19 protein-coding genes and 1 pseudogene are annotated in these 25,282 nt (G+C 50.2%); 11 read left to right on the forward strand and 9 right to left on the reverse strand.

Translation table 11 applies throughout. The features are described 5' to 3' along the window. Positions 1–192: 192 nt before the first annotated feature. Positions 193–1,518, reverse strand: a complete 1,326-nt coding sequence (locus AC6I9Z_RS16070) for a dipeptidase (protein WP_461458887.1) — start codon at positions 1,516–1,518, stop codon at positions 193–195. A 4-nt stretch (positions 1,519–1,522) separates the two neighbouring features. Next, entirely contained in the window at positions 1,523–2,557 is a 1,035-nt protein-coding gene (locus tag AC6I9Z_RS16075) for an alpha/beta fold hydrolase (protein ID WP_461458889.1), read from the reverse strand. Positions 2,558–2,694: 137 nt separating this feature from the next. Here AC6I9Z_RS16075 and AC6I9Z_RS16080 point away from each other — a divergent pair, with 137 nt between their 5' ends. The 3 genes from AC6I9Z_RS16080 (at position 2,695) to AC6I9Z_RS16090 (ending at position 6,372) form a co-directional block, all read left to right on the forward strand. Next, positions 2,695–4,557, forward strand: a complete 1,863-nt coding sequence (locus tag AC6I9Z_RS16080; protein WP_461458891.1) for an outer membrane protein assembly factor BamB family protein — start codon at positions 2,695–2,697, stop codon at positions 4,555–4,557. 11 nt (positions 4,558–4,568) lie between these two features. Then, positions 4,569–5,669, forward strand: a complete 1,101-nt coding sequence (locus AC6I9Z_RS16085) for a VOC family protein (RefSeq protein ID WP_461458893.1) — start codon at positions 4,569–4,571, stop codon at positions 5,667–5,669. Positions 5,670–5,736: 67 nt separating this feature from the next. Next, complete coding sequence (locus AC6I9Z_RS16090; protein WP_461458895.1) at positions 5,737–6,372, forward strand: TetR/AcrR family transcriptional regulator; 636 nt, start codon at positions 5,737–5,739, stop codon at positions 6,370–6,372. Positions 6,373–6,406: 34 nt separating this feature from the next. Here AC6I9Z_RS16090 and AC6I9Z_RS16095 read toward each other — a convergent pair whose 3' ends face one another. Continuing rightward, complete coding sequence (locus AC6I9Z_RS16095) at positions 6,407–7,162, reverse strand: SDR family NAD(P)-dependent oxidoreductase (RefSeq protein WP_461458897.1); 756 nt, start codon at positions 7,160–7,162, stop codon at positions 6,407–6,409. Positions 7,163–7,557: 395 nt separating this feature from the next. Between AC6I9Z_RS16095 and AC6I9Z_RS16100 the strand changes: the two genes are divergently transcribed. Further along, a complete protein-coding gene (locus AC6I9Z_RS16100; RefSeq protein ID WP_461458899.1) occupies positions 7,558–8,391 on the forward strand; it encodes a glutathione S-transferase family protein in 834 nt (277 codons plus the stop codon). 332 nt (positions 8,392–8,723) lie between these two features. Here the strand turns inward: AC6I9Z_RS16100 and AC6I9Z_RS16105 are convergent, their stop codons facing one another. Then, positions 8,724–9,899, reverse strand: a complete 1,176-nt coding sequence (locus tag AC6I9Z_RS16105) for a sterol desaturase family protein (RefSeq protein ID WP_461458901.1) — start codon at positions 9,897–9,899, stop codon at positions 8,724–8,726. Positions 9,900–10,025: 126 nt separating this feature from the next. On the opposite strand from AC6I9Z_RS16105, the pseudogene AC6I9Z_RS16110 reads away from it, so the two are divergent. Both AC6I9Z_RS16110 and AC6I9Z_RS16115 read left to right on the forward strand, forming a co-directional pair. Further along, positions 10,026–11,101: pseudogene (locus tag AC6I9Z_RS16110) on the forward strand (hypothetical protein). A gap of 19 nt (positions 11,102–11,120) precedes the next feature. Beyond that, positions 11,121–11,762 (forward strand): TetR/AcrR family transcriptional regulator, encoded by a 642-nt coding sequence (locus tag AC6I9Z_RS16115; protein WP_461458907.1) that lies wholly within the window; start codon positions 11,121–11,123, stop codon positions 11,760–11,762. An 849-nt stretch (positions 11,763–12,611) separates the two neighbouring features. Here AC6I9Z_RS16115 and AC6I9Z_RS16120 read toward each other — a convergent pair. From AC6I9Z_RS16120 to AC6I9Z_RS16130, 3 genes are all read right to left on the reverse strand, one after another. Beyond that, positions 12,612–13,409 carry an alpha/beta hydrolase gene (locus AC6I9Z_RS16120; RefSeq protein ID WP_461458909.1) on the reverse strand — a complete coding sequence of 266 codons (798 nt, stop codon included), beginning with the start codon at positions 13,407–13,409 and terminating at the stop codon, positions 12,612–12,614. 113 nt (positions 13,410–13,522) lie between these two features. Next, positions 13,523–14,740, reverse strand: coding sequence for a sensor histidine kinase (locus AC6I9Z_RS16125; RefSeq protein ID WP_461458911.1), 1,218 nt, complete (start codon positions 14,738–14,740; stop codon positions 13,523–13,525). Next, on the reverse strand, positions 14,733–15,413 hold the full coding sequence (locus tag AC6I9Z_RS16130; RefSeq protein ID WP_461458913.1) for a response regulator transcription factor: 681 nt from the start codon (positions 15,411–15,413) through the stop codon (positions 14,733–14,735). The genes AC6I9Z_RS16125 and AC6I9Z_RS16130 overlap by 8 nt, the downstream gene beginning before the upstream one ends. 181 nt (positions 15,414–15,594) lie before the next feature. On the opposite strand from AC6I9Z_RS16130, the gene AC6I9Z_RS16135 reads away from it, so the two are divergent. The 3 genes from AC6I9Z_RS16135 to AC6I9Z_RS16145 all read left to right on the forward strand — a co-directional run bounded on the left by AC6I9Z_RS16135 (position 15,595) and on the right by AC6I9Z_RS16145 (position 19,610). Continuing rightward, positions 15,595–16,254, forward strand: coding sequence for an ABC transporter ATP-binding protein (locus AC6I9Z_RS16135; protein ID WP_461458915.1), 660 nt, complete (start codon positions 15,595–15,597; stop codon positions 16,252–16,254). After that, positions 16,251–18,731, forward strand: coding sequence for an ABC transporter permease (locus AC6I9Z_RS16140; protein ID WP_461458917.1), 2,481 nt, complete (start codon positions 16,251–16,253; stop codon positions 18,729–18,731). The genes AC6I9Z_RS16135 and AC6I9Z_RS16140 overlap by 4 nt, the downstream gene beginning before the upstream one ends. 249 nt (positions 18,732–18,980) lie before the next feature. Continuing rightward, a complete protein-coding gene (locus AC6I9Z_RS16145; protein ID WP_461458919.1) occupies positions 18,981–19,610 on the forward strand; it encodes a TetR/AcrR family transcriptional regulator in 630 nt (209 codons plus the stop codon). Between the two features lie 21 nt (positions 19,611–19,631). Here AC6I9Z_RS16145 and AC6I9Z_RS16150 read toward each other — a convergent pair whose 3' ends face one another. Further along, on the reverse strand, positions 19,632–20,588 hold the full coding sequence (locus AC6I9Z_RS16150) for an alpha/beta fold hydrolase (RefSeq protein ID WP_461458921.1): 957 nt from the start codon (positions 20,586–20,588) through the stop codon (positions 19,632–19,634). A gap of 195 nt (positions 20,589–20,783) precedes the next feature. After that, a complete protein-coding gene (locus tag AC6I9Z_RS16155; protein WP_461458923.1) occupies positions 20,784–23,201 on the reverse strand; it encodes a TonB-dependent receptor in 2,418 nt (805 codons plus the stop codon). A gap of 232 nt (positions 23,202–23,433) precedes the next feature. Here AC6I9Z_RS16155 and AC6I9Z_RS16160 point away from each other — a divergent pair, with 232 nt between their 5' ends. After that, on the forward strand, positions 23,434–24,483 hold the full coding sequence (locus AC6I9Z_RS16160) for a VOC family protein (RefSeq protein ID WP_461458925.1): 1,050 nt from the start codon (positions 23,434–23,436) through the stop codon (positions 24,481–24,483). A gap of 8 nt (positions 24,484–24,491) precedes the next feature. Continuing rightward, the gene (locus AC6I9Z_RS16165) at positions 24,492–25,250 is read left to right on the forward strand and encodes an SDR family NAD(P)-dependent oxidoreductase (protein WP_461458927.1); all 759 of its coding nucleotides are present in this window, start codon (positions 24,492–24,494) and stop codon (positions 25,248–25,250) included. Positions 25,251–25,282: the final 32 nt, after the last annotated feature.

The raw sequence follows: 25,282 nt of genomic DNA on the forward strand, positions 1-25,282 counted from the left end.
GTTTCCCTCCCAAAAATTCCGGAAATCAAACCATGATAATTTGATTCCAGCGCCTTCTTTGAGGCGATAAATTTTCTCTCCAAGACGAAGAGTGAATGTAATTAGACCATTAGTCAAATAGTAATTGACGAAGCATCAAATTAGTTATCTGGCTGAGAAATTCGAAATTGCGGTCTCCGCCGGTGACGGTCTTCAATTTCTTTTGTCAGCTATATTTTGTACCGCGCGGAACACGCGGAGAAAATTTTCGCCCCAAATTTTCCTAATCTGCTCAGCTGAATATCCGCGTTTTACCAGAGCGAAGGTGACGTTCCCCGCCTCACTTGCATCCACAAATCCGGCAACGCCGCCGCCATGATTGAAATCACTTCCAATTCCGACATGGTCGATACCCACACGGTTCACGATATAGTCAATATGATCAACCAATCGATCGACAGAACTCGGACCGATCACCCTCCGCATCGCAATCAGAAACGACTGACGTTTTTCGGGATCGGGGATCTCCCAATAAAGCTCGTAAGGATAAGAATAGGCATCAGGCAATCCGGCATCGCGTCGGACTTTCAGAATGGCGGCCAATAATTTTGGATCCGACAGATCGACAAGATAGGCACCAAATGCCGCGAGATGGATAACGCCGCCTGTTTTCGCAATGAGATCGATTTCTTCATCGGACAGATTGCGCGACACATTGGATAATTTGCGCGCGTTAGAGTGGCTGGCGATGACGGGAGATCGCGATAATTTCGTCGCCTGCAAAGTCGCTGCCTTCGACATTTGCGAAACATCGATTATTCCCCCAAGCGCATTGATACGCCGTACCGCGGCCACCCCCAAAGGTGACAAGCCGCCATGCTCTTCGGCGATTTCATAAGACCGCTTCTCGGCAATATATAAAGGACGCGAACTGTCTGAAAAATCATTATGCCCCAAATGGTTGAGGCCGAATAGACGAACTCCGGCGGCGTAATATTGATCCAGGGCATCAACCTGACCATCGAGTGATCGGGCATTCTGGAAGCCCAGTAAAATAACGGTCTTTCCGCTGGCACTCAGACTTTTGATCTCAGCTGGCGATGTCGCCAGGCCCAGATTCGGGTCTTGTTGCACCATGTTGGAAACCGCTGCCAGTTTTTCATCGGCCTCGGCTCTCGCCAAGGCGCGACCGTCTGTTGTTCTGGAGCCGGGGCCCACGGCGACCGACATGATGACAGCATCCACGCCCCCCGCTCGCAACTTGGCTGGAGCGACTTTGGATAGTCCATCGGCCCCCAGATAGGTTTTGGAAGTGGATGGCAGAACTATATCCGCATGCGCATCCAGCACCAGACTCTGTTGATGGATTTCTCTCGCCCTTTCGACAAGAGCGGCCTCGATTTCTGGAGCAGCAGATGCAGTGGCTGATTCTGTTTGAGCAGCTGCACAAGCCGATAGCAATACAGCTGAAACGAAAAACATCGTGCCGCGAAGCACAGGTTGAAAGTGACTTGAGAGTTTCGCCGACAGTTTTTGCATTGGTCTATTCTCCAAGAAAATCGATGATCGCTTTAGTCGCACGCTCCGGCCGTTCCATCGACGTCCAATGATTGATTCCTTTTAACCGAACTGTTCGCATGTCCAGTCCGGCATCGTCGACTTGATCAATAAGTTCAGGCACGAAAACCTGATCCTCTTCACCCCAGATAAACAGAGCGGGCACAGTGATTTTCGCTTCGGGTCCAGGCCAGAGATCGGAATCTGAAACATTGTCAAACGGTGGAATATTGGCCCGGTACCAATTCATCGCCGCATAAAGCATTTCGTTGCTCGACAAGGCGTTTTGGAACAATTCCAATTCTTCCCGGGACAGGTCACCGCGTTCGCCGAGTTTCCTGTAGGCTGAAACCCGCGCTGACTCGATCGCATTGCCGGACTTGAGCATTTCCAAAGTCGTGCCCCGAAATCTCTGCATATATTGGTTTCGGCGTTGTTGCTCTTTGTTATTCGCCGCATATTTGAGGAACAGGTTAAGCGGAGGGGCGCTCATGCCCACGACTTTATGCAGGCGATCAGGATAAGCTTGTGCATAGGATAGAGCGAGAACCGAGCCCCAGTCATGGCCGATCAATATATATTTCTCGTCACCGCCGAGATGGCGGGACAGCGCATCCAATTGGGACGCCAGTTTGGCTATGTCATAAGGTTCCAATTGATGCGGCTTAGCGGACAGGCCGGAGCCTAGAGCGTCCAACGCTACAACCCGGTACTGGCCTTTCAGTGCCTCCATCTGATCAAACCAGCTATACCAGAAAGATGGAAATCCATGGTAAAAAATGATCAATGGTCCCTCGCCTGCCTCAACATAATGCAAGCGGGTATCGCCGGAACCGAAATAGCCTTCCTTATACTTCACGTCGCTTGAACCGTTGGCATTGGCGAAGACCACGGCTGGATCAGGGGCAACGGAGTTCATCGCTGTGGGGGGTTCGACAGCAAGATTAGCTGACATACAGCTCGGCAGCGTGAGCAGGCCTACAAGCCCGACAATCAAAGTCACGCTCTTCAGAAATGCCATTGTCTCTCCTTCGCCAGTGTCTTGGCCATTGCTTTATAAGGAAGGCTCGTTATTGTACTAATAGTCAACAACAATCGGCTGCACCTGTCAAACCTTTCTTTCGGGATGCTCCAGAACCAAAGGATGCAGAAATTTTAATGCGTGTTTTTTTGTCATTCACGGCAACGCTGATGTTGGCATCCGTCGGCTTATCTGGCTGTCAGCAGAAAGAGCCTGAACCTGAGATCGTAGATGCCGTGCAAGCTCAGGTGGACGGCAATCCTGGCGAAGGGCTTTACCAGAAACATTGCGCCGCATGCCATGATGGCGGCACTGTAGAAGCGCCAACCAAAGCTGCTATCCAGTTAAATGGCGTTGAATCGATCAGGGCCTCGCTTTCTACCGGCACAATGAAAGAACAGGCGTCGATGATGACGCCGATCGAAATACGGATCATTGCCGACTATCTGGCCAGTCCAAGCAGCGAGAGCGCATTAGCCAATGCAAAAAAGCACCAGTGCAAAGGCCAGTTAAATCTCTCCAAGCCCCTTTGGAACCGGTGGGGGAACAGCAAACGCAATGTCCGTTTCCAGCCCGCTGTCAATGCCGGTATCACAGCAGCAGAAGCGCCAGATCTGAAATTGAGATGGGCCTTTGGTTTCCCAGGTTCAGCGCGCGCGCGCTCCCAACCCGCGGTCACCGCGGAAGCCATATTTACAGGGAGCCAGAGCGGACTATTTTATGCGCTGGATACCAAGACCGGCTGTGTCTGGTGGACATTTGAAGCCAAGGCAGAGGTTCGTAATGCACCGACCATATCGACCGATAAAAATGGTTATGCGAAGACGCTCTATTTCGGGGATGTCGATGCCAATGTCTATGCTGTCGATGCCAAAAATGGAGAGTTGATTTGGACACGCTCTGTCCAAGACCATCCGGTTGGAACGATAACGGGTTCGATCACGCTCCATAAAGGGCGTCTCTATGTTCCGATGTCTTCGCTTGAGATTATCAACGCCTATCTTCCAGACTATGAATGTTGCACCTTCCGCGGCGGTGTACTGGCGTTGGCAGCGAAATCGGGTGAGCCGGTATGGCGTTTCTACACCGTTCCCGAACCCAAAAAGACAAGTAAGAACACAGCGGGCGCACAAAATTACGGACCATCGGGTGCGCCGATCTGGTCCACTCCAACTGTCGATGCCAAGCGCGGGTTGCTCTATGTCGGGACGGGAGAGAATTATTCCTCGCCCGCCAATGACAAGAGCGATGCCATCATAGCATTGCGGCTTGATACAGGAGCGGTTGAGTGGATTCAGCAGACCATTTCGGGCGATGCCTGGAACGCTGCTTGTGGGCGAAACGGATCGCAGGTCAATTGCCCGCAGGAAGACGGCCCAGACTTTGATTTTGGCGCACCTCCGATTTTAACGACTCTGGCCAATGGCAAGGACATTATTCTGGCAGGCCAGAAATCAGGAATGCTCTTCGGTATGGACCCGGATGCAGGCGGGAAAATCCTTTGGGAAACACGTGCTGGAATGGGCGGTTTTAATGGCGGCGTCCATTGGGGGATGGCAACCGACAGCAAGACACTGTTTGTTGGTATTGCCGATACTCCCGGCAACCGGTTTGCCACGGGCCCTTCACGTCAAGGCTTGCACGGATATGACCCCGCAACGGGTAAAGCTTTGTGGAGCAAATTTGAACCCAATGTCTGTGAAGAAAAAGCGCATAAATGCATGACCGCATTGTCTGCCCCGCCAACCATCACGTCAGACGTCGTTTTCGCCGGCGCACTCAATGGCATATTGCGTGCCTATAGTGCCGATGGAGGCGAGATATTGTGGAGCACCGACACACGCAGGGAATATAAAACTCTGAATGACGTTAGCGCGCGTGGTGGCTCGATAGATTCCGCAGGCCCTGTCGTCGCAGGCGGCCTGCTTATCGTCAACAGCGGCTATGACAAATTCGGACAGATACCCGGCAATGTGATGCTAGTTTACAGCGCTGATTGAGGAAAAGACCAATGTTCAGATCAAATATTGCTAGTCTTTGTACAGGCCTGACCGTCAGCCTTTGTCTGACATCTTGTATGCAAACCGCTGCCACTGAGTCGGCCGACACGACCACCAGTCCACCGCGCATAGTGCAAACGCCGTTTTTCCGTCCAGCAAGTCTGGGCAATACCAAAATCAAGGGCGTGCGGTTCATTGGCAAGGCGGTGTCAGACATTGATCAGAGCATCGCTTTTTATCAGCAGGCCGTACCGTTTGAATTGGTCAGTCGATATCGTGTCGCCGCCAGCGACATCTATCTTCCCGGGATGACTTCCAAACAGCATGGAAATGTAGAAGTTGCACTGATTAGAACCCCAACGGTTTTTGTTAAACTGGTTGATTTTGATCCGGACGCGAAAGCGCCGCCTTATGCCAAACCGGTCATTGGCCCTGGATATACGCATATTTGTTTCCAGTCCCCGGCGACCGATCCCGCCCTGCCAAAATTCCAAAAAAAGGGACTGGAAATGGTGTCACGAAATGCGCCTGTCGACTTAGGTGGCTATGGTGTCACCTACGCATATGGCCGAGATCCCGACGGCACGATCATTGAAAATGAAACCGTCGACAGGCCCCGCCGTCAAGATAGTGCGTGGATTACCCATATTGGTGGAGCGACGCCGGATGCAGACCGAATGGCAGATTTCTACACCAAGTTTATCGGTTACGGCGCAAGACGGCGCGGTGAATATTCAAACTTTCCAAATATGGATAATATCGTTGCGATTGATGGCGTTGTCCTTCGCAGTGCATGGTTTGCTGTCCGCAATCTTGAACTTGAATTTTGGGAGTTTGTTCAGCCGGCCACACCGGTCCGTGATAAACCTGCCAAAGTTGACCAGATCGGTTACAATATGACGGCATTTGAGGTAACCGATGCAGATGCGGAGCGTGAAAGACTGGCAAAGTTGGGCATAAAAATGGCTGGTCCGGCAAAAACCAGCAAAGGCTGGAAAATTTACTACACTTACGATCCAGACGGAAATGTGATTTCAATTCAGGAAAATGTCTCTGCACCAAAATCTGAATCGATTGACGATATGATGTGGATCGATCCAACGACCTTTTAGGAGCTGCAATTTTGTCGGCCGCCTTCGCGGTTCATCAACAAAAGATTATATGGTATCAGTTGAAACTATGAATAATGAAACTCCCATTAAAAGACGGCGCCTCAGTCCAGAAAAGCGCAAGTCTTTGATCCTGGATCATACAGCAGAGATTGTGGCACGCGATGGTGTGGCAGTTTTAAGTATGGAACTCATTGGCAAAGAAGCGGGAATTAGTAAGTCGCTCGTCTACACTTATTTTGACAGCCTGACGGAACTTCTCCGCGCGCTCCTAAATCGCGAACTAAAGCGCTTGCGGCGATTGCAGGTACGCGAGGCAGATAAAGCGAAGACTTTCGAAGAACTGGTTCGCGGCATCACACATCAATATCTCAAATATATTGAGGAACGCGGGCTAATCATTGAACGCCTCCAAACCGAACCCAGCGTATCGGGCGGCCATGATCCTACAGACTATAGCCGCGATGATGCGGTTGATTATATTGCCGATATTGTGGCCAATAATTTTGATATTCCAAAAGATGCAGCCAGGGCGGCAAGTGATATATCCTTTGGCCTTCCTGCGACTGCGGGGGCCTATTATCTGCACAGCGATATGAGCAGGGAAGAGATCGAAAACATCACCGTCACAATGATATTGGGTTCGTTAAATGCCGTTCAGAGTGACTATAACATGCGGCAGCAACCTTTGAAGCGAAAGCCCTGAAATCTTTTGCTAATGCCGGGATCCGACGGACGGACTACAGCGGGTGGATGGAATGACCTCCATCGATGACCAGTGATTGACCAGTCATGAAGTTACTTTGCTGGGACGCCAGATAGACGGCGATACCCTCCATGTCTTCCAATTCCCCAACCTTTCCGGAAGCAGATCGGCGCTTACATGCATCCCGGAATATTTGCGGCGTGTTTAGCGACATGTCCGTTTCAATATATCCTGGCAGGATCGCGTTAACTTGAATATTTGCCTGCCCTAGTTCGATTGCCAGAGCACGCGTTAAACCGGTGACTGCCGCCTTGGTGGTTGAATAACCACTCCCCATTGGCATACCCATTATCGCAGCAGCAGAAGAGGTTACGATCAACTTTCCGCCCTGCCCACGTTCCAGAAGATGAGCGATGACCGGTTTATAGGTGTTCACTACGCTGGTAAGGTTCATATCCACCGTCGCCGTCCACGCTTCCCCGCTCGTCTTGTGCAACATGCCCGCAGACCCGCCACCTGCATTGGCAAAACAGCTATCCACTTTTTGAAAGCGTTGCAGCGTTGCACCAAAGGCGGCATCGACTTGCTCGGCATCAGTGACATCACAAGAAAACACCGCTGCATCGCCACCCATATCGTGCAGTTCCTTCAATGCTGCTTCGTTTTTTTCCGGATTACGACCCCAGATTGCAACAGCGGCACCGGCTTTGACCAATCCTTTAGCCATCGCCAAACCCAGGCCGCCATTACCGCCCGTCACCAGAGCGACATGGCCGGTTAAATCGAACATAAAATCTATCCTTACGATGAATTGGCAGAACACCTAATCGCCTCGTAAGCGAGTGGCCAACAAAACGACGTATTGCGTCACTTCATTGTTATTGGAAATAAAGTCAATAGTGATATTACTGATTGATAGATAAGGCATGCCTCGTCGAGATACCCAAGTGCACAAAACCATGCCCCAAACCATATCTTCTCAACACGGTTATGGACGGCGTATCGTTAAAAGCTGGAACCGCCTAAGTTTATGCAAACCAAAAATCAAAAGATCGAGGCACACGGATGCGCGGTGGCTGGAACGTTGGCTGATCTTCAAGATAGTCCATGCCCAATCCAACAAGATTATTGACTATATTTTCAATAGAAGCTTAAATAATGGCAGCTTTAGGATGGGGGCATAGGATGTTTGGTTTAGAGACGAAAATTGTTCGTTCGATAGGTGCAAGCTTGCTGGCAATTGGCCTAGCCGCTAGCCAGACTGGGGCAAGTGCTTCAACGCCTTCAGAAAATGAGGGCGAAATAGCCACAGCTACCCCGGCACCAGATATTACAATCTATCATCTTGAAGGCCGTCGGTCAGAGCGGATCATATGGTTGATGGAAGAATTGGGCCTGCCTTATGAGCTAAAATATGTTCGCGGTGACCTGATGGCATCTATGATGCAGATTCGCGCCCTCGGTCACGGCATGCCCATGGCACCAACGGTCGTCTATGGCGATGATATCATCGTAGAGTCGGGTGCTATTATTGATACCATCCTATCCCGGCATGCGCCTGGTAAACTCGTTCCTCCAATCGATAGCCGGGCTTATCCGCACCACATCAAATGGATGCATTATGCTGAAGGGTCACTGGCCGCTCGTTTGTTCAGTGATTATCGCGCTTGGCGTGTCAATCCGCCCACGCAGCGATCTATGTTGGTCGACAGTGAAAATGTTGTGCAATATTCCGAGGATTATCTGAAAGAAAATCCATGGTTTGGTGGTCCCGAATTTTCAGCCGCCGATATCATGATGGATTGGCCACTTAACGTCGCGTTTAAGCTGAATTTGGTTGATTCAGCACAGTTCCCCAATATTCAGGCATGGCAAAAGCGAATTCAAGCCCGCCCAGCCTATGCCCGGATGCGCGCAATAGCTACGCCCGATGGAGTGATAGGCGCGTTGCCACCAGTGAAACACCCGCCATCAAACAGCCGAGCGACTTCGCTACCTGGCACCAAGCCAAAAGAATAATCGCTGATTGTTTATTGCGACTGAGGCGCTGTCAAATTGCGCATCGCTTATGATCAACACCTTGTAAGTGACTCTCATCCGTAGACTGACCAACGAGCTGTTCGGCTTTTGGGATGCCCTTCTGCTTCTGAGTCCAAAACGAGCTCCGGCTTTATGTTTACTTCATCGCAAAACGAGGTTGTGCCGCAAGAGCACAATGTAGCGGCTCGAAAACCCGTGGATCCGTTGTTTTGCGCTGCGCTCAGTCTATACGCTTTGGGCAGCTTCACTATTCGCAATATCGTCGACCAGCGAATATATCAGCTTGCCCGCTTTATCCAAAAAAGTGTAATTTAAACATCCGCCACCAAGTTGTTTCTAGGATTGTCTGTATCCACGGTTTGTTCGGCATTCTCGGGTGCCCAAATCTTCTGGTCGGGCAAGAACGGTGCAATATAGAGCCCCGCCATGGTCATGGGATAATTGGGCGCGGTGCCGATACCGATATTGTCGTGCGGACGCTCGCCTTTCACTTTGTGGAAAGTGCCGAACAGGATGTCGAAGAGGATGAATTCACCGCCATAATTGCTGTCGCCAACCCCCTTGTCGGGGTAATGGTGGTAGCGGTGATTGTCGCCAATCGAGAAGATATACTCCCAAAAACCCAGCTTCAGGTCGATATTGGCGTGCTGGAATATACCGATAGTGAGCTGCATGAGAATGGCGACCATGGCGACTTCGGCCGTGGGCTGCAGCAGGGCGTACGGAACCGCGAACAGGATCGCCTGCCCCACCACTTCCACCGGATGGCTGCGGATACCATTGAGCCAGTAGAGTCGCTTGACTGAGTGATGCGCCGCGTGGAAACGCCAGAGGAAGGGTACTTCATGAAGCGCACGGTGCAGCCAGTAGCGGAAGAAATCTTTGATCAGGATGAACAAAAACACCTGGACCAGGGCTGGCCAGTGGGACGGCCAGAGACCATGCCCATATGCCTCCATCGCTTCCACCAGCCCAACCAGGAACAGAGTCTGGATTACATATTTGGCAAAGCCATTCCAGAACGCACCCGAGATAAACATCATCAGGTCGACCGAGGTGTCGTTACCGCCCTCCAGCCAGTTCCGGCTATACGGCATGAGGCGTTCTAGCGGAGCAACGATCAGGCCGATGACCACTGGAATGAGCGCGAGCGTGGTGATCGATTGCAGCGAAGCACCGGCGTCGGTGGCGGCGAAACCGATGAACATCCCGGCAATCATGATCACCGGGAACAGGGCATGCTGCAAAATGACCTTCAGCCGTGTGCCCTCCAATTTGTACGACAGGCCATCCAGATGCCTGAGCGCCCAGTTCATCGGGCGAACGAGCAGATAGGAAATCAACGTCTCAATCAGGTTGAGCGGAATACCGATCCATTTTTCGAGCATCCAGCCGATCCGGCTATGGGAACGCAGGTTGCGATTCTGGTAGCGGATATGAAATTCATCACTTGTGGCATGGGATGCGGACAGAGGTTTTGCGGTCACGATTCTGGTCCTTGATGGCCCAAATATGGGCGGTTCCGAATGAATGCATTGATAAAAAGAACATGTTCATTATTCTCATCTGCACGGTTAGTCAACCGGCCAACATATTTTTGGAGGAAAAACAAAATGTCCAGCAAACTGATTGTTATCTCAATCTTGCTCGGCCTGATCGTGTTTCAGGCTTTTCGCATTTCCACGGATGCAGGCGCGTTCGTTGAGATCAAGCCAGTTGACTATGGCCGCTGCGAAAAACTGTATGGCCCACCGGGTTCGGAAGATATCAATGTGGACCGTATCAATCGTGTTGCCTTTATCTCGTCGGGTAATGGCCGCGAGGCATTTGAAAGTTATCGCAGCGGCAAGCCTGGCCAGGTGGCAGATGGCGACATTTGGGTTCTTGATCTGTCCGTGGCCGATAGCCTGCCGCGGCCGCTCAAAGTCGATGCCGGGAGTAAGTTTCATCCCCATGGTATCGACCTGCTCACCCTGCCCAGTGGCGCGCGGGAACTTTATGTCGTCAATCATCCGGCCCGCGACCAGCACGAAATCCTGATCTTCACGGTGGGCGCGAATCATGGTTTGACGCTTAAGCGGCGAATCCATTATCCCGAGCTCATCTCTCCGAACGACATCAAAGCGATCGACACTGACCGTTTTTTGTAACCAACGACCATGGGAGTCCGCAGTCCTCATTCATGGCCCGCGTTGAGGAGTATCTCGGACTATCCTGGTCATCAGTCTCCTATTTTGACGGAAACAAGGGATCATTTTTGTTGCAGGGTCTGAAAAGCGCCAACGGCATCACTGTGTCCGAAGATCGGCAAACACTATATGTCGCTGAAGCGCTGGGTCGATCCGTCAAGCGCTATCGCCGGGGAAAATCCAACCGGCAGTGGAAGTTTGCTGACAAGATTTTCGTTGATACCGCTGTCGATAATTTGGAATGGAGCGATGATGGCCGGCTATTATCGGGAACGCATCCCAAGATATTTCCCTTGTTAGAGCATTTTGATGATCCGGCCGCGATTTCCCCGTCACAAGTTATCGCGATAAATGTCCAAAAACCGGAAATGACGGTCGAGACTTTGTATATGAACAACGGATCGGAACTGTCAGGATCAAGCGTTGCTACTTTGCTTGACGGCGAGCTGCTAATTGGCGCAGTTGCGGAGACGCATTTTCTGCGTTGCCGGAATGAATAGTTTGAAAGTCTGATTTTTTATGGCTCGACCCTCAATCTCTCCCGAAAAACGTGCTGAAATGCGAAGCTCTATACGCGATGCCGTCGTCAGGATAGCGCGACAAAGAGCGATCACTCCCAATGATGTTCGGGGATGGAGTGAAATCACCATCAGGGATGTCATCAAAGAGGCCGGTATCTCGATCGGGACATTTTACAAATATTTTGAGGATCGCGCCGACCTCGCGCAAACACTGTGGTCGATCCCGGTTGATCGCCTTCGCACAGAGATGCAAACTGACTATGATGCTGCCGGCAGTTCAGAACAGAAAGTCCGCATACTGCTGGAACGCTACGCAGAGTTCGCGGTCGCCGATCAAAACCTGTTCACACACATTTTCCTATCGGTCCCGGGAGGAAAATATCGACAACCCAAACAAGTCGAGCTCTGCGATGAACCATTCTACAGCAATCTGAAAGCTGCATTCCTTGAAGGTCAAGAGCGGGGACATTTCCGGGAATTTGATCCGCATAAGATGGCGCAGATATTCTGGGCGGCCATCCACGGGTGCCTGGCCCTTCCAATCAATCTTGATCGCTTCAAATTCGACAATGCAGAGGAATTTTCGTCAGATATGATTGAAGAGTTGATGGCGATGATCCTGGACGTGTCCAGTCCATAGATTTGGCACAAAAAACCGCTGAAACAGGCTGAAAACAGAACGGCTGTCGGATGGCCAGGACCGCACAGCATTAGTGAACTCTTCAGAGTCCGCTTTTGCGCTCAAACGGACACTAGCACTGTGTGCACTTTATCCCGAAAGCGAACGTTACAGGTCCTATCTCATATTAAACGTCTCCCGTTCATCGACGAAATCCGAAATGACTTGGAACATTGTCTCTGGATTTTCCAGTTCTGCAAAATGGCCGAGTCCGTCGAATGAAACGTATGTCACATTGTCTGAAAAACTCAGCGGACTAAGCGCATTTTCCTCGGAATGGGATTTATCCGCTCTCCCCACGTTGCAAGAATCGGCTGCTCAGGTTCCCCAAGCTCAATCGTTTCGTCCATGTAAATCTGGTACGCACTGGCGAGTGATCAAAGGGCACCGTGCTCGAATGTTTTTGCGACACTAGTTAAGGAAAGCGTATGATATTTGGCAAAATCATCAACCTGATCGATAGTAAGCTGACAGCAAATCTCTAACATCCAGTATCGCAATCTTTCCTTCCGCTTCATCCGGAAAGCGGACTTTGGAAGAAACCCGGAGACGCTGTAACCAGTTTTTTGTACTTTGAATGATCCACAACATTAAGGTTAGAGACGGCCAACTAGCTAGAATGCTTGATATGCAAACATACGAAGCGGTAGCAGACGTAAATGCGTTCGACACTTTTTTGCGTGACATTCGCATTCAGGTCGATGGGACAGCTTCGATTATAGATTCGATCCCGTCTCTAGTGTTGATAGCTTGCCTGTATTTCATTCTATGCATCGGACTTACGGGTTCTATTGCAGAAACTCAATTTGTCTAATTTCTTGGCTCTACGGTTGCAATCCAGTCAATCACAGCATCGACATAGCCACGCGGCAATCTGTGTTTGCTATCAAACTCCACTCTAGTCAGTTGTTCGCCACCGGCTTTTTCCAATGCATCATTGTCGGCCGGGCTGGCGAACTGGTCCTGACTTGCGGTGATCAAGAGCCATTGGGCCTGCACCTTGCTGGCATGAGTGATGGGCGCAACAATCTTTGCACTTTGCGCTGCGGGCGGCACCATGGTGACAATATGTGTCACTTCCTTATGTTTCGCCGCAAATAGCACCGCCATTTGCGCGCCCATGCTGTACCCCGCTGCCAATATGTGTTTGGGTGGTCCGAAATTTTTGTTCACTTTCGCAAGCAAAATATCATAGTCGCTCAAAGTACCTTCAATCATTGCCAGATAAGGCTCCGGCTTTCCTGAGCGCAGGTTTTTGAGCCGCTCAAGCGGTTTCATATCATCTTTTCGGGCGCCATGGGATCGCGCGTCCAATGCCACAACCCGATATCCCTTGCTGATCAAATCTTTGGTGATCAGGTCGGTATAGGCACCGTGATTATCGGCAAGCCAACCCAGACTAGAACCGGTCATGCCGTGCATCAATATGGCTAGAGGCGCGTCTTTTTCTGTCTTTATATTTTGATAAATGAAACCAGTAATCCGGTTCCCATCAGGTGCCTCCAAAGCAAGCTGTTGAACATTGGTTTGTGCAGATGCACCGGCGCTGCCCAAGAATGTCGCCGGGACTATCAAGGCAACCATTATTGCTATCAATATTTTTTTCATTGGAATCTCCATCATGTTTGGAGACCTGTTAGCGCTGCCAACGTCAAACCAGTGTCAAACAAAACGCAAGGAGATATGCGAAAGACCCTAGCTGTCGTTCTGACACTGCCATCCTACCAGGAAACGGTCGCCATGGTGCCGCCTTCTTCTCGTGCTGCAACAGCAATCTTCATACCAAAATGCGAAGACAGCCTTTTTACCAACGAAAGGCCTATCCCAAAGCCGGAATTGTCATTCTGTGATTCATCGAACCCAATGCCAGTATCTTTAACGCTCAAGCTTCTTTCGGATATCGAGAGCGAGACCGTGCCTTCGCTTGTATAGCTGATAGCATTGCGAATCAGGTTGCCGACAATGACCTGAGCGACGGCTTCGGGGACCGGCATGTCGATATCTCGATTACCAAAGATACTGGTTTCGACTTTGTCACTGCGCAACAGATGTTTGTTTGCTTCAATGGCATATTCGCCTGCTTTCCAGGCATTGCAACTTGTCCTGTCCGGTTCTCGGGCGAGCCACAATATTCCTTCAGTTAGAAGCCGCATGTTGCCGAGCGCTGATTCCAATCTTGTGAAGGCAGAGCTTTTATAACCATCTTTTTCGATGATCTCGGCAGCACCAACCGCTACGGCTAGCGGCGTGCGCAGTTCGTGACTGACGTCCCGGTTAAACTGCCGCTCACGTTGCATCAGATCTTCGATATGTCGGTCTTTGTCGGCGATTGCTTTTGCCAATATATCGATTTCGACCGGCCCGTTTCCTAAACCCAATGTTGCGGGTTCGAGCGAGCTGTGAGAGGTCACAGCTGCCGCCATTTTTTCGATAGGCATAGTCAGTTTTCTGGTCATACGCCGCATGAAGAATATGGACACAAGCAGCATCAACCCGCCCAGAAAAGCTATCAATATCACAAAACCCCAAACCTGACTTGTTGATCGGACATAGGACCGCGCATTGAATATCAGATATTGTTTTACTCCATCGTTTTCGCGGACGGCTAGGTGGTAGTGCCCGCGCTCACCGCCAAAAACTTCATATTCTCCTGCTTTCCAATCCGGCTTTATTTGACTGGCGAGCCACTCGGGCATCGCCTTGGTCCCTTGAAAATACTCCATTTCCAATCCGGAAACGGTCTGTCTAGTTCCAGATTCCGGTTGCACAGATTCGGAAAGTTGATCTGCCATCGTGCTAACCTGGTTTTCAAAAATCTGATCTTCAAGGTCGAAGCCAAACATTACCGCCATAAACACCGTAATCGCAAAACACATGCCGATTGACGTGATAAAATTGCGCAACACCAGATCATTTACTTTTGTCGGTCTTCTATTCATCGGATGATCTTTCTTTGAGGCGATAGCCGCGAGAGCGATCAGTTTCGATCTCGCAGCGGGTTTTCAGCGATGACAATATCTTGCGTAAATTATATATATGCGTTCTGAGGGCGCCGGAATTTGGCGGTTCTTCGCCCCAAATGCGATAGGAAATCGTCTCGCCGGAAATTGCATTGGGAGCGGCCTCCATCAGAAGCCTCAAAATGACTCCCTCTTTATTGTTGAGCGGCTTTGAAGAGGATCCAAGATTTACGACATTATCGGCAGGATCAAATGTCAGGTCACCGCAATTCAGCGATGAAGCATTTTTGATTTTTGGACGTTTGGCAAGAGCATCGATCCGTATTCTCAATTCTCGCAATGCGAAGGGCTTGGTCAGATAATCATCCGCACCAGCGGCAAACCCGACTTCTTTATCTTCCAATGTATCACGGGCGGTCAGCATCAATATTGGTGCTTGTAGATTGGCTTCGCTCTTATAGGCTTTGCAGAGATCGATACCGTCACGTCTTGGAAGCATCAGGTCGAGGACAATCACATCATAGTCATTGGCGAGTGCCAGTTTTAGTCCGTGATCGCCGTTATAGGCGAAATCCAAGACATAGTTGGGTTCCAAAAAATCAGCGATATTGGCCTGAATATCCAAATTATCTTCAATTACCAAAACTCGCATCAGCGTGCCTATCTCCAGATCTCGTTGCGCAAACTAACACAAACCAACGCATTATTCGCCGGGCCTTTTGTTTGACGAAATCAATGTCAAAAAACTGTCAAAAACCCACTTCACATCGATTTGACACAGGACAGCCTATCCAAATGTTCACGATAAAAATTCAAGGACTGCCGAGGACTGCATGGATCATCAAATAAAACTAGAAGATGTTGGCCATTATTTTGATACGCCGCATGGCCGTATCTCGCTGTTTGACACACTCTCGCTCACATTTTCAGGGGGAAGTACGCACGCCATTGTTGGCCCGTCGGGCGTGGGCAAATCCAGTCTGTTGTCTCTGGCTGCGGGTCTCGAGCTGCCTCGTTTGGGTGAAATAACATTTACTTGTGATGGTGAACAAGTGTCACCTGTCAAACTGCGCCAAAGATCTGGTTTCGTTTTCCAACAATTTCACCTCATGCAGGAATTGGATGCGCTCGGGAATATTGCACTACCGATGCGGTTGAACGGTAACAAACAGGCATATGATATCGCCAGAAAATGGCTGAAGAAGATCAATCTGGAGGATCGTGCCAATCACAAGCCGACACAACTTAGTGGCGGTGAACAGCAGCGGGTGGCAATTGCCAGGGCTTTTGTCTCCAGCCCCGCCTTTATCTTCGCCGATGAGCCGACCGGAAATCTTGATGAAGCTACTTCGAGCGATGTTACCGATCTTATGTTTGATTTCGCGAAGGACACAGGCTCTGCACTGATCATTGTGACCCACAGTAGCGCACTTGCGGAACGCGCTGACAATATTTTCGCGCTTTCCGAAGCGCATCTCGAGAAAATCAAATGAGCTGGATTACACTCGCCTTCGATAATTTCCTTAACGACAGCAAGTCCAGTGATGGCCGTCTGGTGCTACTGACCCAGATCACATTGATATTGTTCCTCGCCACTCTGTCACTAACCAGTGCTTCTGTGCAGCAGTATCTGGATGACAATCTCAACAATATGTTGGGTGCAGATATTTCCGTTTCCGGACCTCGCCCGTTATCAAGCAGCGACGAAAATCTGCTCTCGGACAAGGCAGCAGACTTCGCCAAAATACAGTTGACCCCTTTGGCAATTTCTTTGCGCGGGGAAACTATTCCGGTGCAACTGAAAATCACCGATGACAACTACCCGCTGCAAGGCAGTCTCAAAATTGGGATGGTTCAAGATCAAACGATCCAGAAGACAATCGAACATGGACCACCGCCCGGGGAAATATGGTTGGGGCCCAGAGCAAGCAGCAAGATTGACGCAAATATTGGCGACCGGATAGCAATTGGCGAGGAAACATTCCGTTTTACCGCGATTATATACCACGAGCCTGATCGGCTAATGGAAGGTCATTCCGTTTCCATGCGGGCTTTGATCAACAGTAAATCTCTTTCCATTGATGATGTTAAGAGTAGCAAGACTCTGTATCGTTATTTGCTAACCGCAACCCCCGAACAGCGGGGAAGCATTGAAAGTTGGGCTTCTGATAAGCTCAGTGATTTTACTCTCTTAACCAAAGCGAGTGGTAGTCATCCATTGGCGTTATTCTGGCAACGAACAGAGAATTTTCTCGGTCTTGCTTCGGTCATCCTCTTCTTTCTTGCTGCGATCGCAATTGATATGGCTAATCGCCGTTATCTGGAACGACAAAAGCAACGTTTGGCTGTGTATCTCAGCTTTGGACAGACATTGGCGGCGTGCCTCAGGCTTTCTCTGCTGCAGTGGCTTTTGGGTTTTCTGCTCTCTTTCATGATCGCAATTGGCCTCGCTTATGTTGCGCAACATTTTCTGATCGGCCAGCTCGCCGATCAATTTCCGGGCATAGCGTCGGGCTGGCATCCAGCTACAATTGCCAAGACTACAGGTCTGATATTTTTACTATTGCTCGCTTTTCAAATTCCCATGTTGTGGCAACTTAGTCGCACATCATTGGTTAGCCTGATCCGCGCCGTGGAATACCCGTCCGCGCAGTTGCTAAGGTTATTCTGGGGTTTTGCAAGCATCTCGCTGCTCGCCGCATATTATTCAGACAACTTTCTACTGACTGGATTGACGCTGGGCGCGTTGGGTGCGGCTCTGTTGCTAATGGCAATTTTGAGCTGGACTATTCTAACGGCAGGAGAATTTTGGGGACGACGATATCCCGGACTATTATCCTTCAATTTCTTCATCATGAAACAGCGAATACTGAGTAAATCATCGCAGATACTTGGGCTGGGTCTGTGCAGCCTGCTGCTGCTTTTTACGCTGATGTTGATGAAAGATATCGGCTCAACCATGGAGGGTTACACGCGCGCAAATAACGGAAATTTGATGGTCGCAGAACTGCAAGCACAAGATAAGCCAGCGCTTGAGGATTGGGCGCGAGAGAATGAAAGTGAAATCCGGCAATTGCGGCCATATGCCGCCGCGAAATTATCCGAAATTAATGGCCTACCCATTGACGAGGCAATTTCCACACCGAGTGAGACTTTAGCCACCGTCAAAAACTCGATCCGACTCCACTGGTCAAATACCATCCCATCAAACAACCAATTGGTTGGAGGGAAGTGGTGGTCTGAAAAAGAATCGAACTGGAATCAGATATCTGCTGAAGATGAAGTGATGACGGATTTAGGCCTGAACTATGGAGATCAGTTGACCTTCATGATCGATGGGAAAGCCACTCAATTCAAATTGGTCGCCAGCCATGCCTTTAAACCCGGAGGCGGTTCGGTGACATTCTGGTTCCAGATACCCGAGCGAGCGATTGAAGCGATCAAACCTGACGTCTTCTATATGGGAAGCATAGAACTCCCGGATGCAGCATGGAACGAACTTGGTTCGCTTTGGCAAAAATATCCCTCTTTGTCGCTGGTACCATTGAAAGAACTAACCCAACGCTTTGATAATACACTGGCAATGGTCACCAAGCTGGTGGTTGGTTACGCAACCATGGTGTTGATAATGACCGCGCTGGTCATAGCGGCGTCCATGAAAGGCTTTGAGGCCGAAGACCGGCAGAAAAACGGTCTTTTGATGAGCATGGGCGTGACCAAAAAATCATGTGTGAAACTGGCTCTCTATGACTGGCTAACCGTTTCGTTGATCGCCGGTATCGGCGCAATATCCGGGACCTGGCTCGCCGGTCTGCTGATCTATCAATCGCAGTTCTCTATGATCTATGAGCCCGATCCCATCTGGCTGGTCAGCACCATGCTTGCGATAGGCGTTACCGTTTGCGGGATCGGTGTCATCTATAGTCGCAAAAGCCTCTCTACATCCATCAAAGACCTTTTGAGTGAGTGATTTAGACGTATTGTTGGCGCGCCAGACACTCTTGAGGATTGGAAGAAAGCGTGGTGTCCAATGTCGGCTTTAGTCTCAAACCGGTAGAAAAGTGTTTTCAGAACAAAAGCCCGCTATGGGTGCAAAAATGGACTCACTTTTTTTCAACCTATCTACCAAAAATCTCGAACTGCTTTTAGAAGCAATACTGTGCAAGGCTTGATGATGTGATATCGTTGCGATCAGAGTTTTTAGGGAATAGTTATTTGAATGGAACAATTAGCACAGAAAACAAAACGGAGATTTAGCCCGGAAGTCCGGCGTTCCATGATACTTGATAGCGCAGCAGAGCTGATTTCCACAAGCGGGATGTCCAAAGTTTCGATGGAAGCCATTGGCCAGAAAGCGGATGTCAGCAAATCGTTGATGTACAAGTATTTTGATAGCCTCTCTCACCTTTTGAAAGAGCTGTTGAAACGTGAACTAACGATCCGGTGGAAACGTCAAGTCGCTGTGGCGGAAAAAGCCACTACTTTTGAAGAACTGGTTCGTGGCACAACGCATGTCTATCTCAGCTTTATCGCGGAGCGCGGACTTATTATAGAGCCTCTGCTTGCTGACCCTTCCATTGCGAAACTTTATCATCCAGCTCGTTACAATCGCGAAGTTGCGGTAAAATATTTTTCTGACTTGGTGGTCAAAAATTTTGATATGCCGCCAGAGATTGCCCTAGCGGTGACCGATATATCCCTGGGTATACCTGCCGCAGCCGGAGAATTTCTGCTGCGCAGTGATATGGATCTGCAGGAATTGGAAGACGTAACGGTTTCCATGATGATCGGAACTTACACGATGGCTCGCTTCGACTATTTCACACGAAAGAAAAAACTCGAGAGATAGGCCCAGTTATTACAGGGCTGGCTATTTTTGGTGCCTTTCAGATATCAATTTCTTTATCGCCCGAGTAACTGTCTCGGTTCTTTCTACATGAGGCCAATGTCCGACATCTGTCAGCGAAAGTATCTGCATATCATCTGAGCTAGCTTTTGTTGCCTCAGCATATTCTTTGGCAAAGACTCGATCATCCTGCCCCCAGATAATTTGCGCTGGCACGGTCACGCGCGTCTTTTGATCAGGCCAGAAATCGGCATCCTCAATGGCGCCGAAAGATGGAATATTGGCTCGGTACCAGTTGATATGCGCATCTATCCGTTTGGGATTGCCGGTGGCTTCACGGAACAGTTCTCCTTCCTCCGGGGTGAGAAAGCCCTTTTTGATCAAGGGTTCATAGGCACCCGTCCAAACCCTTTTGTCACCGCCCAATGCCTTGATGAGCAATGGATTGGCCTGCTTCAAACGATCAATATAGGCTGAGGTCTGCCTGAGTGAGCTATCGCGCTGCATCAGCCCTAGCAGTACATTTTGCGGTGGTGCACTCAATCCCGTTACGCTGGCCACGCGATCCGGATAGCGTTGGGCAAAACCAAACGCGAAAGTCGAGCCCCAGTCGTGACCGACAATATGCACTTTTTCAGCATCCAGATGATCAATCAGGGCATTGAGATGAGCCGCCATGTTTTCCAGCCTATATGCATCTACATCGTGAGGCGCATCCGATTTGCCTGCGCCCAGCCCATCAATAGCAACAACGTGATAATCCTGCTTCAATGCATCCATTTGCCGGATGAAGGAAAACCAATAGGACGGGAATCCATGTAAAAAGAGGATAAGCTCCCCCTCGCCGGCCTCGACATAATGCAATGTGTGATCACCATACGCGAAATAGGAACTGGAATAAGGGACGCCCGTGCCAGTCATATTGCTGTGCATAACCGCCTGGTCCGGTTCGGAAACATCGACAGAGACCGGTATCTTCATCCATATCACAGCGAAGAAGGCTAGCATCAAAAAACCAGCGATCAGGAAAAGGGCAACCCGCCTGAACTTTTGCGCAGTTCGTCCCAAAATCACCCTCCCGGGAACTCAATCATGTTGGCTACTCCACCAGAGCAAAAAAATAGCCTGGCACAGACTGTACCAGGCTATCCTTGGAGAGAAGCTAATGTCTAGTCATCAAAAGCGGATAGTAGCTTCGACACCATAGGTGCGCGGCTCCAATATCACTACTTCTCTAAAACGCCCAACGAGGCGACCGGCAGGCAAAACACGTGTGATATCATCATTGTTGAACAGGTTTTTCACATAGCCGCGAATTTCCCAATCGCCGTCGTCAGGAGCCAGCAAAAGTTTGAGATCGGTCTGGCTATAGCCATCAAAAATATCGATCGGCTTGCTGAAGATAGAACTTGCAAACTCACTCTGCAGATAATGATCAATCCGAGGGGTGAGTGTCCAGTCACCCACAGGAATTTCATACTGAACGCCAATTGCGATCTTGATGTCGGGCGAGAAAGGCAGAGAATTGCCATCTACGTCCTTCACCACACCTGCGGCTGTTACCTCTGAAACCACAGTTCCCGGCGCGATGCCAAAAGGATCAGTCTCGTCAATGGAGGCGAAGTCATTCACCTGGGTGTTGAGATAGGAAAAGCTGCCATCGACCTGAAAACGGCTGCTCGGCCGAAGACCGAATTCCGCTTCCACGCCCCAGATCGTAGCATCTGTATTGATAGTCAAAGACGCTGTTGCAGTCGTCTGGCCAATTTGCAGATCTTTATAATCATAATAGAAGGCTGAGACATTCCCGGTGAAGCTGCCATCTGCTGAAGAGCCTTTCAGGCCGATTTCAAAAGCATTCAGGAATTCGGGATCAAAACCTTGCGTCTCGACACCGACCTCGCCGGGATTGATACCGCCCGCTTTGTAACCGCGAGAAGCGCTGACATAGCCGAGCAGGTCTGGCGTAATTTGGTGATCCAAAACAATACGTCCGGTCACCACGCCTTTTTCAAACTCACCAAAAGTGAAATCGGGCAGGCTGCCATCGGCCTGGGGATTCAGGAATATCTGACGAGTCTGGATGGTTTTGTCGTCGCGAGAATAACGCAGACCACCGGTCAGACGGGTATCATCAGACAAATCAAAATAGACCTCACCGAAAATGCCGAAACTCTTTGTCTTCACGGGATTGGATTCAGTTATCAATGAAGCGAACGCATCCGGGAACCCGAGCTGCTGCTGACGGGCTGCGATTGTGACGTGGGTAAAATTGGCTGAACCTGAACTGCGGCGATTATAATAATTGCCGCCGACAATGAAGTTGATCGGTCCGGCAAAGTCGGATGCTAGTCGCAGTTCCTGATAATATTCGCGTGCTTCGCTCTGATCGCGGCGACCGGTCAGGATCATCTCCGTGGTAATCGGATTGCCGTTGGCAAAAAAGTCAAAGGTTATCGGGCGCGTTAACCCCTGCGACGGAACGAAGCGATCAAAATCCTTGAACAAGCCGCGTTCGATTTCCTGATAGCCGCTAAGTGACGTTAGTGTCAGGTCGCCAAAATCATGCGTGATTTCGAGTGAAGCGCTCCATTCCTCTACAAAATAGGTTGGATCAACATCTTCGTTGATCAGCCGAGTGTCGGCTGGATTGACGCTGTTCGCATAATAGTCGACCGCCGCTGGTCCAAAGCCGGTGGCAATCACCCCGGTAACCGCGCCCAATGTGTTGAAGAGTGTGCCTCTGGAGTCCGGTGTTCCAAAGCCGACCTGAAGAGGGGAGCAGCCTAGCACGGCATCCTTTTCACACAGGACCTTGGTCCGTGTCAGACGCCGGTCATCTTCCTTGAAGTAGGAAACAACCAAGTCTGCGCGTGTGTCTCCAAACTCAAGCTTGGTACTGCTGCGCAGCCCGAACATCTGGCGATCATCGACATCGTTACCTGTGAAGAGGTTGGTAGCATAGCCATCCCGGTCGAGGAAAAAACCCGCGACCCGGGTCGACAGGTTATCACTTATAGGCAGATTTATCGCGCCGCGCAGCTTTATGGAGTTGAAATTGCCATAGCCAGCAGTGACATAGCCTTCGAATTCATCAGTGGCCTTTTGCGTAATTACATTCAGCACGCCGGCGGTCGTATTGCGTCCATAGAGTGTGCCTTGCGGGCCGCGCAAAACTTCGATCCGTTCCAGATCATAATATTCCGCTTCGGTTGCAGCGGAACCCAGATATACTCCGTTTACGTGATAGCCGAGACCGGATTCAGAGGTTGCCGAAATCGCAAGATCGCCAACCCCGCGGAGCGAGGCGCCGAATATATCGACCGTCAGATTGGGGACAGAAAAGCTGAGATCAATTGCATCATCAACAACTTTGTCTTCAAGAACTCCACTATCGAAAGCGGAAATGGCGATTGGGACGTTTTGAATATCTTGGGATCTCTTCTGCGCAGTCACGATGATGACATTGTCGTCTCCACCTTGTGAATCCTGTTCCTGCGCGAAGGCGGCGCTGGCCGTGCCGGCAAGCGCGATAGCAGCAATAGATGCTGCAAGCCTGTTTTGGATGGGCATATTGGAACGAGCTTTCGGCATATTATCCTCCCTTGAATATCGTTATTGTTGGACACATAGTCCATTTATCTTTCCGATATACCTAAATATCACGATTTGAAAACCTTTAATTTGACTATCTATACATTTAAGGTTTAGAGCGGTGAGAGAATCGTGCATCCCATTTTTGGTCTAAAGCGCGTTAGGATGCTAAAAAGCCGAGACAATCTGACAGGACTGGTTTTCCAAATGCCGTCGCAGCGAGAGGTTCAATATGAATAAAAGTGTAATAAGCTTGAGCGTGATATTCCTGCTGACCGCATGTGGTGGCAGATCAGCAGGCGAGCCGATTCCTCCCGATTCGATCATTACCGGCGTCAATTATGTTGGTGCATCCGTTAGTGATATAGAGAAGGCGGCCGGACTATATGGCAGCTCGGTCGATCTTCAGCCTGTCGACCAGTCTGAAATTTCAGAGAATCCGGTCTTTGATAAGTTGGCCGGCCGAACAGGGGTTTCGGCGTCGACACAGATGATGCGCAGTGTGAATGCACAAATTCGTTTCATGCAATTTGCCAATCCATCTGCCGACGCCCGGGCGACCAAACCAATGGACGTACAGGGCCCAGGTATTGCCCATGTCTGTTATCAGGTTGATAAGAAAACAAAGGCGTATCAGAAGTTTTTGGCTGGTGGTGCCAAGCATATCGGTGCCAAGGACATGGTTCATCTCAATCCACAGAACCCCGTCTATTATGCCTATGCGCGCGATTCCGATGGACTGATTTCCGAGATTGAGCATGTGGATATTGCAAAACTGGACTTACCAACTCCGCCCAAAAACCAATATCGCGTTCGGCATGTCTCGCTCGCTACTCCGGATATTGACCGGCTGGTTGACTTTTACACAGAATTTCTGAACCAGCCCGGCCCGCGCCGTGTCGGCAGGTGGTTGTCTGTTTCAGGGGAAAAGGTGGACATGGTATCAGGTCTGCCCGGCAGCGAGCTGGAAATGGCCTGGTTCCAGATACGTAATCTCGAACTGGAGATGTTCCAGTATCACAGCCATCCCACCGAAGATTTGGAAGAGCCGCGCCCGGTTGATGCGCTTGGCTACAACATGATTGTCTTTGATGTGTCCGATATCGATGCGGCGCGCAAACGGCTGGTCGATGCCGGCGGTAAAATCGTATCGGAACCTGAACCGATTGATGGCGGGCAGATCATGTTTGGCCGCGATCCTGACGGTAATCTTCTTGGACTGCAGGCAGTCGCCAAAACCAGTGTTTTTTCTTCGCAGAATTTCAAGAATAACGGAACTTAGGAGTTTTTATGTTCGATTTATCCGGCGAGGTAGCTGTAGTCACCGGCGGTAACGGTGGCCTTGGCCTCGCTTTTTGTCGCGGTCTTGTAAAACAAGGCTCCAAGGTTGCCATTTGGGGCAGAAACGAAGAAAAAAATGCTGCTGCAGTTTCCGAATTGCAGGGCATGGGCGGCGATGTTGAAGCCTTTGCCTGCGATGTGACCGATCAAAGCCAGATCGATGAAGCCTTTGCTCAGACACTGGCGCGATTTGAAAAGGTCGACAGCTGTTTTGCCAATGCAGGCGGCGGCGGGTATCGGGGCCCTTCCCATATGACGGACCGGCAGGTTTGGCTCGATACGATTGATCTGAACCTGATGAGCGTGGTGCAAACCTGGAAGCCTGTGACCGCGCATCTTATGAAACGCCAGGCACCGGGACGACTGATCGTCACATCATCGGTAGCTGGTCTGGTTGGCACGGGCGGTGCCGCGGGATATTCCACAACCAAAGCAGCCGTTTTGGGTCTGGTGCGCGCATTGGCTGTTGAACTTGGACAGGCAGGCATCAGGGTCAACGCCATCCTGCCCGGCTATATCGAAACGGAAATGTCACTGGACACGCCGCAGTCATTTAAAGACGGCGCAAAAAGACGCGCTGCGATTGGCCGGATTGGCAAACTGGAAGACATGGAAGGCGTTGCGGCTTTTCTTGCTTCCAAGGAAAGTGACTTCATGACCGGTCAAAATATCGTCCTGGATGGAGGTCATTCCATCTTCCCACTATAAGTGCTGAATAACTTCCGAACCGCAGAACAAAC

Source organism: Parasphingorhabdus sp., from assembly GCF_059726685.1.

What these genes read in the sequence shown, in the direction of transcription:
- AC6I9Z_RS16070 (WP_461458887.1), bottom strand. Translation starts at nt 1,518, where the DNA reads ATGCAAAAACTGTCGGCGAAACTCTCAAGTCACTTTCAACCTGTGCTT.
- AC6I9Z_RS16075 (WP_461458889.1), bottom strand. Translation starts at nt 2,557, where the DNA reads ATGGCATTTCTGAAGAGCGTGACTTTGATTGTCGGGCTTGTAGGCCTG.
- AC6I9Z_RS16080 (WP_461458891.1), top strand. Translation starts at nt 2,695, where the DNA reads ATGCGTGTTTTTTTGTCATTCACGGCAACGCTGATGTTGGCATCCGTC.
- AC6I9Z_RS16085 (WP_461458893.1), top strand. Translation starts at nt 4,569, where the DNA reads ATGTTCAGATCAAATATTGCTAGTCTTTGTACAGGCCTGACCGTCAGC.
- AC6I9Z_RS16090 (WP_461458895.1), top strand. Translation starts at nt 5,737, where the DNA reads ATGAATAATGAAACTCCCATTAAAAGACGGCGCCTCAGTCCAGAAAAG.
- AC6I9Z_RS16095 (WP_461458897.1), bottom strand. Translation starts at nt 7,162, where the DNA reads ATGTTCGATTTAACCGGCCATGTCGCTCTGGTGACGGGCGGTAATGGC.
- AC6I9Z_RS16100 (WP_461458899.1), top strand. Translation starts at nt 7,558, where the DNA reads ATGTTTGGTTTAGAGACGAAAATTGTTCGTTCGATAGGTGCAAGCTTG.
- AC6I9Z_RS16115 (WP_461458907.1), top strand. Translation starts at nt 11,121, where the DNA reads ATGGCTCGACCCTCAATCTCTCCCGAAAAACGTGCTGAAATGCGAAGC.
- AC6I9Z_RS16120 (WP_461458909.1), bottom strand. Translation starts at nt 13,409, where the DNA reads ATGAAAAAAATATTGATAGCAATAATGGTTGCCTTGATAGTCCCGGCG.
- AC6I9Z_RS16125 (WP_461458911.1), bottom strand. Translation starts at nt 14,740, where the DNA reads ATGAATAGAAGACCGACAAAAGTAAATGATCTGGTGTTGCGCAATTTT.
- AC6I9Z_RS16130 (WP_461458913.1), bottom strand. Translation starts at nt 15,413, where the DNA reads ATGCGAGTTTTGGTAATTGAAGATAATTTGGATATTCAGGCCAATATC.
- AC6I9Z_RS16135 (WP_461458915.1), top strand. Translation starts at nt 15,595, where the DNA reads ATGGATCATCAAATAAAACTAGAAGATGTTGGCCATTATTTTGATACG.
- AC6I9Z_RS16140 (WP_461458917.1), top strand. Translation starts at nt 16,251, where the DNA reads ATGAGCTGGATTACACTCGCCTTCGATAATTTCCTTAACGACAGCAAG.
- AC6I9Z_RS16145 (WP_461458919.1), top strand. Translation starts at nt 18,981, where the DNA reads ATGGAACAATTAGCACAGAAAACAAAACGGAGATTTAGCCCGGAAGTC.
- AC6I9Z_RS16150 (WP_461458921.1), bottom strand. Translation starts at nt 20,588, where the DNA reads ATGAAGATACCGGTCTCTGTCGATGTTTCCGAACCGGACCAGGCGGTT.
- AC6I9Z_RS16155 (WP_461458923.1), bottom strand. Translation starts at nt 23,201, where the DNA reads ATGCCGAAAGCTCGTTCCAATATGCCCATCCAAAACAGGCTTGCAGCA.
- AC6I9Z_RS16160 (WP_461458925.1), top strand. Translation starts at nt 23,434, where the DNA reads ATGAATAAAAGTGTAATAAGCTTGAGCGTGATATTCCTGCTGACCGCA.
- AC6I9Z_RS16165 (WP_461458927.1), top strand. Translation starts at nt 24,492, where the DNA reads ATGTTCGATTTATCCGGCGAGGTAGCTGTAGTCACCGGCGGTAACGGT.